Source organism: Enterococcus sp. DIV1726a, from assembly GCF_051710985.1.
In the GTDB taxonomy this organism is placed as follows: Bacteria; Bacillota; Bacilli; order Lactobacillales; family Enterococcaceae; genus Enterococcus_B; species Enterococcus_B hirae.
Map to the genome: position 1 here is coordinate 213633 of NZ_JBIOLS010000001.1, position 14017 is coordinate 227649.

6 protein-coding genes are annotated in these 14017 nt (G+C 35.3%); 3 read left to right on the top strand and 3 right to left on the bottom strand.

Going from position 1 to position 14017, the window contains the following annotated elements:
- Nucleotides 1-79: 79 nt before the first annotated feature.
- The gene (locus IGJ27_RS01050) at nucleotides 80-2716 is read left to right on the top strand and encodes a cation-translocating P-type ATPase (protein WP_081128304.1); all 2637 of its coding nucleotides are present in this window, start codon (nucleotides 80-82) and stop codon (nucleotides 2714-2716) included.
- 132 nt (nucleotides 2717-2848) lie between these two features.
- On the opposite strand, the gene IGJ27_RS01055 is transcribed toward IGJ27_RS01050, so the two are convergent.
- Both IGJ27_RS01055 and IGJ27_RS01060 read right to left on the bottom strand, forming a co-directional pair.
- The gene (locus tag IGJ27_RS01055; RefSeq protein WP_010736869.1) at nucleotides 2849-3862 is read right to left on the bottom strand and encodes an acyltransferase family protein; all 1014 of its coding nucleotides are present in this window, start codon (nucleotides 3860-3862) and stop codon (nucleotides 2849-2851) included.
- 328 nt (nucleotides 3863-4190) lie between these two features.
- Entirely contained in the window at nucleotides 4191-8048 is a 3858-nt protein-coding gene (locus IGJ27_RS01060; protein ID WP_016249923.1) for a putative mucin/carbohydrate-binding domain-containing protein, read from the bottom strand.
- Nucleotides 8049-8396: 348 nt separating this feature from the next.
- Here IGJ27_RS01060 and IGJ27_RS01065 point away from each other — a divergent pair, with 348 nt between their 5' ends.
- On the top strand, nucleotides 8397-11444 hold the full coding sequence (locus IGJ27_RS01065) for an immunoglobulin-like domain-containing protein (protein WP_178306249.1): 3048 nt from the start codon (nucleotides 8397-8399) through the stop codon (nucleotides 11442-11444).
- Nucleotides 11445-12009: 565 nt separating this feature from the next.
- A complete protein-coding gene (locus IGJ27_RS01070; protein ID WP_010720317.1) occupies nucleotides 12010-12228 on the top strand; it encodes a hypothetical protein in 219 nt (72 codons plus the stop codon).
- Between the two features lie 202 nt (nucleotides 12229-12430).
- On the opposite strand, the gene IGJ27_RS01075 is transcribed toward IGJ27_RS01070, so the two are convergent.
- Nucleotides 12431-13903 (bottom strand): helix-turn-helix domain-containing protein, encoded by a 1473-nt coding sequence (locus tag IGJ27_RS01075; RefSeq protein WP_010736872.1) that lies wholly within the window; start codon nucleotides 13901-13903, stop codon nucleotides 12431-12433.
- Nucleotides 13904-14017 lie beyond the last annotated feature (114 nt).

Below are 14017 nucleotides of genomic sequence, written 5' to 3' on the forward strand. Positions count from 1 at the left end.
ATAGTTGAATAAGGCAATTTAACAATGGTATAGTAAAATAAGTACCTTTTTTGTGTGCTTAAAATAAAGGAGGAATAGGATGGATGATTTTAAGAAAACAGTGAAAGAAGTGGAGAGTGAAACAAAAACAACAATTGAACAGGGGTTAACGACCCAAGAAGCAGAAAAAAGAAGTCAAGAACAAGGGAAAAACAAATTTGAGGAAGCGCCTAAAGAGTCATTGGCAAAAAAGTTTTTACGAAGTTTATCTGATTTTACTACGATTATTTTACTTGTAGCAGCAGTCATTTCTTTTTATACTGCCTTTGCCACCGAACATGGGGATTTATTTGAAGGACTGTTGATCATTGCGATCGTAATCATTAATTCAGTATTAGCTATCGTACAAGAAGGAAATGCCGAAAAAGCGTTGGAATCTCTTCAGGATATGAACAAGCAAACTGCCACAGTCATCCGAGATGGCAAAGTTGAAAAAGTGGATGCTGAACACCTAGTTGTGGGAGATGTTCTGGTCTTGGAATCTGGCTCAGCCATTGCGGCGGATGCTCGATTAGTTGAAACCTCGCAATTAAGAGTAGAGGAATCGGCACTGACTGGTGAAAGTGAAGCGGTCGAAAAAGATGCAGATTATGTGAGTCAAGAAGATGATGCCTTAGGTGATCAAATCAATATGGTGTTTAAAGGGTGTACAGTCGCAGCTGGTCGTGGGAAAGCGATTGTGACCGCTATCGGGATGAAAACCGAGATGGGTAAGATCGCTGGACTATTAAATGACAACACTGCTCAAAAAACACCATTACAAATTCGATTGAATCAACTAGGTAAACGCATCAGTTTTATCGCATTAGCTGCTGCAGCGTTAGTGTTTATTATTGGTGAACTCCAAGGAGAACCCTTACTGGAAATGTTTATGACATCCATTTCTTTAGCCGTCGCTGCGGTGCCAGAAACATTGACAGTTATCGTTACATTGACTTTAGCATATGGTGTCCAAAAAATGGCGAAGAAACATGCCATTATTCGTCAGCTCCCCGCAGTTGAGACTTTAGGAACAGCCAATGTGATTTGTTCAGATAAAACGGGAACGCTGACACAAAATAAAATGCGTGTCCGCCGAGTTTGGAGCAAAGAAGATGAAGTGACTGATGTAGAGGACTCAATGACCAACAGTGCGATGGAAATCTTGAAGATGGCTGCTCTTTGTACCGATGTGACGGTCGAAAAAGAAAATGATGAATTGATTGTCAAAGGAAACCCTACAGAAGCCGCGATCGTAAGAGCGGTTGAAGAAAATTATCACACAAAAGAGGAATTAGAAGAAAAGTACCCGAGAGTGGCAGAACTACCCTTTGATTCAGACCGTAAGATGATGACAACGGTTCATCAAATGGGTGAAAAATATATTTCAATTACGAAAGGCGCTTTTGACGTCCTAGCTTCGCGTTTTACTTCAGGAGACATTGAACAGGCCACGATCGTCAATGATAGCTTTGGGAAAAAAGCTTTAAGGGTCATTGCGGTAGGTTATGCTACCTATGAAGAAGAACCGCAAGAAATCACTTCAGAAGCATTAGAAAAAGATTTACGTTTGATTGGTTTGATCGGTATGATTGATCCGCCTCGTCCTGAAAGTAAAGGAGCAATCAAACGAGCGAAAAAAGCAGGAATCAAAACAGTGATGATCACCGGAGATCATGTTGTTACGGCTAGTGCCATAGCCAAAGAATTAGGTATTTTAACGAATCCAGCCGAAGCACTGTCGGGCTCAGAACTACAAGCACTATCTGATGATGAATTAGACGAACGTGTCAAAGACCTTTCTGTCTATGCTCGTGTTACGCCGGAAGACAAGATCCGGATCGTTAAATCATGGCAACGAACTGGTGCAGTAGTTGCTATGACTGGAGATGGTGTCAACGATGCACCCGCTTTGAAGGCAAGTGACGTGGGGTGTGCAATGGGAATCACTGGAACTGACGTGGCACAGAGTGCATCAGATATGATCTTGACCGATGACAACTTTGCAACGATCGTCGATGCGGTTAGTCAAGGACGTTCCGTCTATCAAAACATTCGTAAAGCGATCAACTTTTTGTTGAGTTGTAATGTCTCAGAAATTTTTATTGTGTTGATTGCGATGCTAGTGGGCTGGGGAGCACCGTTTACAGCAGTTCAATTGTTGTTTGTCAACGTGGTTGCTGATGGGTTGCCTGGATTTGCTTTGGGGCGTGAACCAGCAGAAAAAGGGATCATGGACGAAGCACCGATTCCTAAGAATGAAGGGATTTTTGCTCGAGGATTACTACAAAAAATTGCGATCAATGCGACTATATTTACGATCGTGACTTTGTTTGGTTATTATTTGGGAAGCTATGTCGATACCATTAGCCCTTGGGTCGATGCAGGACAAGAAGTTGGACAGACAGTTGCCTTTTTAGTGTTAGCATACTCGTCAATCCTCCATGTATTCAATGTGCGTAGCAGTCAGTCAATTTTCAAAGTGAACTTAGCAACGAATAAATCGTTATTGGAAATGGCGGTACTTTCATTGGTCATCACTACTGTCATTGCACTTTTACCGTTTACCCAAGAACTCTTTGGCTTAGTGCATGTTAGCTTAAACCATTGGTTGTTAGTAGGCTTTTTATCAGTCGTACCTGTGGCTGTGAATGAGTTGATCAAATTTCATCAATTGCCTGAAGCAGAAGAAGAATAAATCAAAAGAGCTTGGGACAAAAACGAACAGCCCAAGCTCTTTCGCATGTAAAAAATGGCTAAAAGACGTTTAAACAGCTGACTTTCAGTAGGGAAAGTTGATGCGAGAGATTTCTCTTTCCTGCTTCTGCGGTTACTCGTCACATTCTACTTGGCGTGTTTTGTTCTTAATTTGTTTTACTTTCTTTTTGCCTTGATTGATCAAAAACAACGTAAGTAATGACATAGAAAGTAAATAGATAAAATTAAAGAACCAATTGTTTAACAGACTTCCTTCCTTTGGTAAATAAAACTCATAAATATAAATATAGAAAATATGAATAAAATAAAGTTCTTGTGAATGAAGAGAAAGATAATTACTGATAGGGGCGAAGAAATTCCCTTCATATTTAGCTAACATATACCATAAGAAACAGCCACAGAAACAGCCATATAAAATAAAAGGCAACTGTGGTGGGTATTTAAAGTAAGTTAATCCATGGAGTCCGTAGAGATAGAAACTAATGCTTAAGTAACATAAGATAACAATTGATAAGTGTAATAGTTTTTTTCGGTCTAATTGAAAAACAAGTAATCCTAGTAAAGCAATCGGACAATAGCCAAAAGCTAAAGGAACGAGTTGAGTATAAAGGATTTGCCATGAGCTTGGAACATAAGGAATCAAATAAACTAAAAAGATTTGGAGGATTAATAATAAAGTGAAAATACCAAGTATTTCCACAAAGTGCTGATATTTTTTGCTCAATTTATACAGGAAGGGCATGAGTAAAGATACAAGAAAAAACGTTCGCATAATCCAAGCATAACCATAACCTGTATCCATGAAAAAAGCGTGCAAAATATAAAAAATATTAAATTGATAAGGAGTATCGGTAATCTGAGCAATGAAAAAAAGTGATGTAAATAATAACGCCAGAAATATATAAGTTGGAACCATTAAACGAGTGAATCTTTTTTTGACATAGGAAATATAGGAGAGATTCTTGCTGCTATAGTAATAAGAAATAGCTAAACAAAAGGCCATTAATGGCACATCAAAACAACGCAAATTGAACAGGATTCCTTGTAATCCAGTATGAGCAAGAATGATACACAAAATTGCTAATGCTCTCAAGTGATCAATTTTTTGATTGCGTGATCGTTTCATAAAATAATCATCCTTAATAAAGTGGCTGGGGCAATAGTGACTCTATAATTTGAGATTGAGACAAAATTGTTCAGTATCAAGAAATAAGAAAGAATTTCCGAAAATTGACAAGAAATACAAACACTAGTTTTTGATGTTGATTGTTACCTGCTTGGTGCTCCTCAAATTTTCCGAAGATACTAGTTTTATCTCACCGTTTATTCGTATTTAGAAATACTAGAAGAGACTGAGACAAGTTTTGTCCCAGTCTCTTCATGATTGACAAAGAGCCGCAATCGTTGCTCCAGCTTCAGTTAAATAGTTAGTATAGAATTTTTAATAACATTTTTTACTTTCTTAGAACTAATTGTCCGTTACGTACATCGTAATGGTATGTTCCTCTTGTATTGTGTTTCAAGTTCTCATGATTGATGGCTAAACGAGTTGCATTTGCTTCTCGGTGTGTCACAGTAACTGTGTCGCCTTCCTTCAAATTGATCGTATCCGTTTTAGCATCATAATGACGATCTCCAATGTATTCTTTTTGATAGAGCGTTTCATTATTACGTGAAATAGTGATACTTGCATAGCGATCATTGAAGTAACTATGCGGAGTACCAGCTATTGTACGTACGGTTGCTACGCCATTTGCTACGTCAAAGGAAGCAAAATGGAAGTTTCCTAATCCTTTGAAAGTAAACTCTTGCAATTGATCAAAAGCATTATTTAATCGTGTCAATAAGTTATCTTTTTGGCTACTGTTTGGTAAAGCCGTTACTTTTTTCTTGGCTTGATCAATATCTTTTTGCATCAGATTTGTCTTGATTTTCGAATGATCATTGTCTTGGAATAAGTGGTCAACAGCTTCTGTGGCTTCTTTGAGATAGTTATTTAATGAAATAGTTACTGTACCATTGTCTTTCACAAAAAGATATGGTTTTTGGATATAACCAGTGTCTGTTCCCAATTCAAGAGAGTATACACCATTTGGCATGTTGTTGATCGTAACTGGATCGCTACCTAAAGTAATTTCTTTATAAAGTTTATTTCCATCTAAAATACGCAATTTCATACCTTCGAACAAGTTGCCATCTTTAAACTTCAATGTAACGTTGCTTGTTAGATTCAATGGTTTTAATTCTTCATTTGTAACTAAAGATAAAACGGAACTTAGACGATTATTTTGTGTCAATTGTTGAATCGCTGCATCTAATCGATTATCAGGAACCACTTGTGCCAAATGAGCCACTTGTTGGTAGCCATTATCTGCGGCTGCTTTTTTCGCTTTTTCTGATACTGATAAGCCCCAAGCGTTTAAGACAGCAGAAAAGTCCACTTTCTTCGGTGCACCCATTTCAGTTGTGATCAAATCTGGTAATGGATAGTTATTGGCATTGAATCCTGACTGACTAGCAAATTTTCGGTAGTTTGTATAGAAATTTGTAAAGCCTTCATTTCCTGCTTTATCAACGATGTTTGAAAGAATGACTAATTTTTTACGTAAATCTTGACTATTGAATTTTGGATCAGCACTATTGATTGTATTCTTTAATGCATTTTCAATGGATTGTTTGTGTCCATAATCATAAAGCCAAGAATTTTTATCGGCAGCAGTTTTACCCATGTGTTTGTAATTATAAATTACACCATATAGATTATTCCAAACTTCACCGACATCCATTCCTTTGTTCATAAAGCTTCCTTGATAGCCGTGACCAGTTTCATGAAGCACTCCCCAACCATCGCCTAACCAAGCGTCGCCAGACGTACTAGTTTGTGCTGCCCAAAGGCCACCATAATAAAGAGCACCCGCACCTGAAGCATCTGCTTTATAGAAATATCTACGTTCTGAAGAACGGTTCAATGGATTTGGGTCATTGTCAGATAAACCTAATAATTCATTATAGGATCCGATAATATCATTATCATATTTATCAATTAGACGGTTGAGGTCCACTTTTAAAGCTTGATTGCGATTTTGTTCAGGTAAGAAAGTTTGAAATCTCTTTCCTTTGATCAATCCATAACCTTTTGTTTGATTCCAAGTATCTTTAAATGCTTCGATATCCCCATTTTTACTAAAGACTGGTAATAGGATTTTTTGTCCTTCTACAGTAAATTCTAATTGTGGTTTTTCCCCATTTTCTTGATTATATGGCGTATAAACAAATGGTACTGCTAAAGCTTTAGCAGTTAGTGTGACATTGTTTGTTGTGAAATCAATAGCAGATTCAGTACTTGAATTATTGGTTAATAAACGCAACGTCATTTTTGAAGTGAATTTTGGATTCGTTTGTCTAATGGTAATTTTTGCACCTTTTGTTAATTGGATACCTAAATCTTGACGATCATGATCTTTCCCCATTAAAATTCCTGCAGCAGCAGTATTTCCTGGATATGCTGTGGTGAACATCGTTTTTTTATAGGTTTTTAATGCAAGATAAGCTTGGTCATATTTTTTTTGTAAAGCTGTTCGTTCAGCTAATCCGTTAGGTAAAGCATTGATTTTTTCTAAAGCTGTGTTTAATTGTTCTTGTGTATTTTCAGCTTTAGGTGTTTCGCCATCGAATAAATCATTGACGGCTTTCGTCGCTTCTGCCAGTTGCGAAGTGAGGTTTTCTAATTTGCCATTTTTAACAAGATAGGTGTAATTGCCGGCAGTATTGCCCTTTAAAGAAGGATCTGTAGCAACAAAACGAGTATCATTCGCTTCACGATGTGTGATCGTTACGATATCCCCATTTTGTAAAGGAATATCTTTTTGTTCGGCTGTCAATTTTTGGTTGCCGACAAAGTTTTTTTGATAAACCACTTGTGTCCCACGTTTAATTTGTAAACTTGCGTAAGTATCTCCATAGAAGCCCCAATGTGGTTGGACAGCGAGGGTTTGTAAGTGGAGGTTACTTCTAGCAACACTGATTTGAGCAAAGGTTGTATTATCATAACCTTTTAAGGTAAATCCTTGTGTTTCAGCTTGAACACTGATGGCATTGTAGGCCTTTTCCAGCTTATTCCATAACTGATCGCGTTGAGTTAGATAATCCGGTAGTGCATTAAGTTTAGCTGCTGCTGCATCTGCTTGCTCTTGGGTAATGCCCAGTTTAGGTGTGTCGCCATTGAACAACTCGTTGACAGCTTTCGTTGCTTCTGCCAGTTGCAAAGTGATGTTTTCTAATTTGCCATTTTTAACAAAATAGGTGTAATTGCCGGCAGTATTGCCCTTTAAAGAAGGATCTGTAGCAACAAAACGAGTATCATTCGCTTCACGATGAGTGATCGTTACGATATCTCCATCCTGCAAAGGAATATCTTTTTGTTCAGCTGTCAATTTTTGATTGCCGACAAAGTCCTTTTGATAAACCACTTGTGTTCTACGTTTAACTTGTAAACTTGCGTAAATATCACTATAAAATCTTGAGTGTGGTTCAACGGCCATTGTTTGTAAGTGAAGAGTACTATTCACTACACTAATTTGAGCAAATGTTCGATCATAGTAACCTTTTAGGGTGAAACCTTGTGTCTCAGCATGGACACTGATAGCATTGTAAGCTTTTTCTAGCTTATTCCATAATTGACCAAGTTGGGGCAGGTAATTTGGTAGTGCGTTAAGTTTAGCCGCTGCTGCATCTGCTTGTTCTTGGGTGATGCCCAGTTTAGGTGTGTCGCCATTGAATAAATCATTGACTGCTTTTGTCGCTTCTGCTAGTTGTAAAGTAATATTGCTTAATTTGCCATTTTTAACGACATAAGTGTAATCGCCAGAAGTATTACCTTTTAATGATGGGTCATTGACAGCAAAACGAGTATCATTCGCTTCACGATGAGTGATTGTTACGATATCTCCATCCTGCAAAGGAATATCTTTTTGTTCAGCTGTCAATTTTTGGTTGCCGACAAAGCTTTTTTTGTAGACGTCTTGTGTTCCACGCTTAATTTGTAAACTTGCGTAAGTATCTCCATAGAAGCCCCAATGTGGTTGAACAGCGAAGGTTTGCAAGTGAAGGTTACTGTTAGCAACACTGATTTGAGCAAAAGTTGTATTATCGTAGCCTTTTAATGTAAAACTTTGCGTTGAGGCTTTAGGAATAACTTGAGTATTAGTTGATGAGAGATTTTCTTGGGTAGCTAGTACTTGGGCACTTGGTAAAAGTAAATTTGAAAATAGCATGATACCAGTAGCTGAAGTAACAATTATTTTCTTTTTCATTGTATTTCATCCTTTCTCCTATCCAAATAAAGATTTCTGTTTAGGACCTAAGCATATTATTAGTGGCTCAGATAATTTTTTTTTATATTTCAAAAAAGATAGAAGAAATTTATTTTGCTAGAAATAGGTTAAGACATTGATATAACAATATTTGATGTGGATAACTTTAGGAGAGCAATCATTTTTTATTGGAAAAAGGATAGACGTTTATTCGATTGGAGATTTTTATTTTTTAACATAAGTATTCTTGAAATTGAAAAAACGTGAAAAATTTTTTTTTGGAGGTCGCCTATAATTTGTCTATCAATAAAAATTTATTGACAATTTAATAGGAGGTTTTAATGTAAAATGGGAAAGAAAAATCTATCAAAAAGCAAAAAACTTAGAAAACAACTACTTGCTGCGTCAGCTGCAGGCTTAGTGCTTGTTTCAAGTGCAGCTAGTGCAGGAACCTCATTGGTTTATGCAGCAGAAAAAAATCAAACAGCAACTACTGCTGAAAAAAATACAAAAAATTCGGAGGCTATTTCAAACGAGAACACGTTGACTCAAAAACAAAATCTAACAGCTACAGAAAGAAAAACAGTGAATCCTTCCAATTTTGATTGGAATATTGGAGAAGTATTACCATCAACACCGACGAATAATTATTCTGGGACACTACCAAATACTGTGCGAGGAGCTACTTTTCAAATTACTTTTTCAATCTTCAAACAACCTAGTTCCACATTAACAGCGAATGACATAAAGGTTAATGTTCAAGGGAAAAATGTGAAGTTTTCTACTTCGCAATATTCAAATACAATAAATGTTCAAGTGACATTCCAAGCTGAAGGAACATCAACTAATTTTTCTATTAATGTGGCTACTGGTAAGGGAGATATTGCTCGTTGGAATACAAGTAACTATCGTAAATTCACCGATGTCCCACAAAGTGCAATCACAAGTAGAAACAGAATCAGTACATTGCTTGACTCAATTTATTCAACGAGTGGTGTCTTAGCTCCAGGTGTTACTCAAAGTAGAATTGATAATGTTCGTCAAGAAATGAATAATTATATTCCAAGAGATATTAGTAGTAGCTATATCTCAGCATACTGGGCTAATTTCCTTACACCGTTTCTAGATAAAGCATCCGCTGAAGTAGATCAAATAAATAAAGCTACGGTAGCAGTGAATAACTTATTCAATGATAATCAAGTACCTAAACCTAATAATACAAGTGAACAGGTTAACGCTGCCAAAGCATTAGTAAATGCTCTGCCATATAGTCAAGCAAAAGAAGACTTGCTTGCAAAGGTTGCAAAAGCTCAGAATGCTTTAGACGAAATACAAGTAAATGCAGCCACAGAAGCAGTAAATGCGTTATTCAATGGAGATACACCAAAACCAGAAAATACACAAGAACAAATTGATGCAGCTAAAGCTAAAGTGGATGCATTAGCAAATAGTGATGCAAAAACAGCTTTATTAGCAAAAATTACGACAGCTCAAAATGCTTTAAATGCAGAAGTAGAAAAAGAAAATGCAGCCACAGAAGCAGTAAATGCGTTATTTAATGGTGATACACCAAAACCAGAAAATACACAAGAACAAATTAACGCAGCCAAAGCAAAAGTAGATGCATTAACAAATGAGACAGTAAAAACAGCTTTACTAGCAAAAATCACTGCTGCACAACAAGCATTGGATGAAGCAACTGAAGAAGCTGCGAAAGTACAAGCAGCCACAGAAGCAGTAAATGCGTTATTCAATGGAGATACACCAAAACCAGAAAATACGCAAGAGCAAATCAATGCAGCCAAAGCAAAAGTGGATGCTTTAAAAGCAAGCGAAACAAAAACAGAATTATTAGCCAAAATCCAAAAAGCACAAGAAGCACTTGAAGAAAAATCGAAACAAACATTAACACTTAATCCATATACATTAGGAGATCAATATGTAACGGGTACAATTACTGGGAACATCAAAAAATTCCAATTGATTGTCAATGGACAAACCTATGAACCTGGTTTTAAATTAAAAAATGGAAAACTTGAAGTATATGTAGGAAATCGTGTCCCAGAAGGAACAACTGAGTTTACATTAAAAGCATTTAACCCAGCAGGCACACAAGTTGCTTCTCAAACAGTACAAGTTCAAGCACCATCATTGTCTGTCGATAAATTTGTTTTAGGTAGTGAATACATGACAGGCTCTTACCAAGGCAACAGCATTAATAAATTCCGACTAACTGTTGATGGTAAAGTATATGAACCAGGCTTTAAATTAGAAAATGGTAAATTTGAAGTTTATATCGGAAGTAAAATTACTGGAAGTTCAAAAGTTATTAAGCTTGAAGCATTAGATAAAGCCGGTAAAACAATTGTCGAACAAAATGTAACAGTAGAAGCACCGCAATTGACAATTAATGAGTACATTCGTGGTAATGAATACTTAACAGGTACTGTTGCAGGGGAAGGCGTTAAAAAATTCAAATTGATTATTAATGGACAAGAAAGCTTCCCAGGATTCAAATTAACTGACGGTAAATTTGAGATTTACGTTGGTAATAAAGTACCAGCAAATGTTAATTCTATTAAAGTAGTGGGAATAGATAAAACAGGTCAAGAAATTGTTTCTCAAGATGTGAATGTACAAAATCCTGAGTTACAACCAAATGAATACCTAGCTGGCAATGAGTATGTAACAGGGACGTTCACAGGTCAAGCAATTAAAAAATTCAAATTAGTAGTTAATGGACAAGAAAATTACCCAGGATTTAAAATCACTGAAGGTAATAAATTTGAAGTATATATTGGTAACAAAGTACCAGTAGGAACAACGACATTTACGCTGATTGGATTAGATAAATCAGGACAACAATTGGCTTCAAAAGAAATCACTGTGCAATCCCCAACTTTAAGTATCAATGAATATGTCCGTGGCGATGAATATATGAGAGGTACATTCAACGGTGACGGCATTAAGAAATTCAAATTAGTAGTAGATGGACAAGAAAGCAATCCTGGTTTTAAAATCACTGGTGAAAACCAATTTGAAGTTTATATTGGTAATAAAATCACGGCTGATTCAAAATCTATAAAATTAGAAGGTCTAGATAAATCTGGAAATGTCTTAGTAAGTCAAGAAGTTTCAGTTTCCCAACCAGAATTAGTTCCAAATGAATATACACGTAATTCAGAGTATCTAACAGGGACTTACAAAGGAGATATCCGTTCTATCAAATTAACTGTTGATAATAAGGAATACAAACCAGGCTTTAAATTAAAAGAAGGCAACCAATTTGAAGTTTATATTGGTAATAAGATTCCAGCTTCAGCAAATAGTTTTACAATTGAAAGTCTAAGTTTCGATGGAAAACAACTTGTTTCTGTAAATGTACCTGTTAAATAAAAGGTATGAAAGACGCTCAAAGCATAGAGAACGCTTTGAGCGTTTTTTTGTTAAAGTTCGTCTTTTTGATATAAAAGTAAAAAATTCCAACTGACTTTGATTTTTTTTCAATTATTGAGGCTGTTCTAAAAAAAAGGAAGAAATAGTTAAAATTAATACTTTGTGCAACTAAATAGAGTCATTGACCGAAGGAAGCTAAAGAAATGTATTATTTCTATCCTATCTTTCAACTAGATTCATTTAAGTTTTTAGTATGAATATAGCAGTATGTTTAAAAATGAAAAAAAATGGATAGTTAATTTTATTGATAAAAAAATAGGCTGAGGTGAAATAGATAAAAAAATGTTATCTGTATGTTTTGCTAAAATATAAATTAAGAAAAGAGGAAAGCGGCTCTCTTTTTCTGCTAGTTCATTGCAAAAAGTATTCTTTAAGGTCTTTGAACGAATGTTTTTCATTTTTAGTAACTTAGAAGAAATTTTTACCAAAATAATTGTAAAATGAGCAGAAGTAAATTTTTATAATGATAACAGTAAGTAATTTTAGGAAGTTAGGAGAAATGATCATGAAATTAGAACGTGGAATCACTGTTTCGGCCTGTGCTGTCTCTGGGGAATTAGCTACAGGGAAGATTAGTAATATTTTAACGAATGTCGTTATTGTAGAAGCAGGTGTCAAACACTATGTTGTTACTAAGAAAGTGCTGAAGGAACAAGGATATATCATCGAAGAGCCAGAAGAAGAATTAGCAAAAGATTATAAAGATTATATAGTAGCGATTTGAAGAGAAATAATCTTTGTCCCATCCTTGCTCTTAGTTTGTTCAAACTAGTTTACTGAGTGGAAAAAAGAAATATTGCTTATTCGAACAAACAGAGTGAAATCATTGGTACTGAACTAGCTTTTTTATTAGTGATAGAAAAGAAAAAAGAATTAGCAAGCAAATTGGATCTTGCTTGCTAATTCTTTTCAGTATCAAGTGAAGATCAATCAAAGTTCATGATACGTGTCGCAATCTTATTGATATCCTTAGAGATGGAATTCAATGAGATTGGGAAAATATTCTCGGTGTTAAAGGTTTCCTTATTCAAAAGCGTTCGCTCACAAATAATTAGATGACCGGTTTTTTTGATATATTTAGGCACATCGTCCATGGAATAATAAAGGGTAGTGTCAATCAATAAATCACTTGTAGACATTTTCTTTTCTAATGAATTCCGAAATACGATATGCGAAGTTTCACTTTCTGCTACGATGACCACACCTATTTTTGATTGGTTCCCATGGGTCAAGATGAAAAAGGTCAACTGACAAAATTCTTGCAGATGAAAATAAGGAATATGATGAATAGGAGTATCAAGTTCTTCAATCCATTTATTTAAAATAAACTTGACTTTATTTAATAAATCTAGTTGCTCTGCACTTAAGAAAATATGTTTGGTAACTAAGAAATTACCAACGTTCAAAGCACACGTGTATAGCAGGTTAAAGAGGGGGACTTCAAACAAAATATTGCCAAATAAATTCACACCAAATTCTTTTTCAAACATTTCGATCAATAAATCGATTTCTTTAAACTTGGTGATCAAGCGATTTCTTACATAATGATAATCGATCTCGATCATGAAATAATTTGGTGAATTGTAAGGAAGTGTACGGTAAATAAGGGCTAGATAGGCTATCTCTTCATCTGTTAAAGGTTCCTCGATTTGTATGAAAATCTCTCTAAACATATTGAAAATGATACCATCTTTAAAAATGTTCATAGTGTCGTTTGGAAAGACAATTGGATTGCTTTTTCGCCGTTCCAATGAAAGATAGATGGCGGATTTGAAGAAAGTATATTGAGTTTTATTTAAACGATTAGACAGGATATGAAGTAGTTTGTCTGCATATTTTTCAGCTTTTTCCATTGTTATGGGATCAATTTGTGTATCTAAATAGTCACACCGCATCCAAACTGAAAGGATCAAAAAGCGATACTGTAACTCATGCGATTCTTCGGGTTCCTTCGTAAGTGGGGTGAGTGCTTCTGCAAAATAGTTCTCTACATCTTTTTTTATTTTGAATACTTTTGTCACAGATAAAAACTCTTCATCCACAAGTGTTAAATAATCATTTTCTCCCATGATATATCGGGAACAAACTCTTAAAAAATTAGAATCTTGGTAAATTTGTTTGATGAGATCATAGCGCCTAATAGATGGTTTGAAAAATATCAGTAGATGACTACTAGTCATTTTATAATAGTCGATATCATCTTCGAGTCGAATGACTAATTTTTGGAAATCCGCTTTGATTGTGTTGAATGTCACACCCAATCTTTCTGCAGTTTCGCTTACGTTCAGTTCTTTTAATTCAAATAAAAATTCAACTAACTTTACTTTTCTAATAATGTCTTTTTCTATATAATCTTCAATCATTTTAAATTCTCCTAAACAGATTTGATTCTCTTCCATTTGAAGTTTCCTTCGCTTGGTAAATATCACTTTATAACGCAAAATATCCATTTTTTGTTCGTTAAATTTTGGGGGAACCAATATAAATAAAGGTAACTATAGTTATTCTATAAG

Excerpts from the sequence above, each read along its gene's own strand:
- IGJ27_RS01075 (WP_010736872.1), bottom strand. The coding sequence starts at position 13,903 with ATGGAAGAGAATCAAATCTGTTTAGGAGAATTTAAAATGATTGAAGAT.
- IGJ27_RS01055 (WP_010736869.1), bottom strand. The coding sequence starts at position 3,862 with ATGAAACGATCACGCAATCAAAAAATTGATCACTTGAGAGCATTAGCA.
- IGJ27_RS01060 (WP_016249923.1), bottom strand. The coding sequence starts at position 8,048 with ATGAAAAAGAAAATAATTGTTACTTCAGCTACTGGTATCATGCTATTT.
- IGJ27_RS01050 (WP_081128304.1), top strand. The coding sequence starts at position 80 with ATGGATGATTTTAAGAAAACAGTGAAAGAAGTGGAGAGTGAAACAAAA.
- IGJ27_RS01070 (WP_010720317.1), top strand. The coding sequence starts at position 12,010 with ATGAAATTAGAACGTGGAATCACTGTTTCGGCCTGTGCTGTCTCTGGG.
- IGJ27_RS01065 (WP_178306249.1), top strand. The coding sequence starts at position 8,397 with ATGGGAAAGAAAAATCTATCAAAAAGCAAAAAACTTAGAAAACAACTA.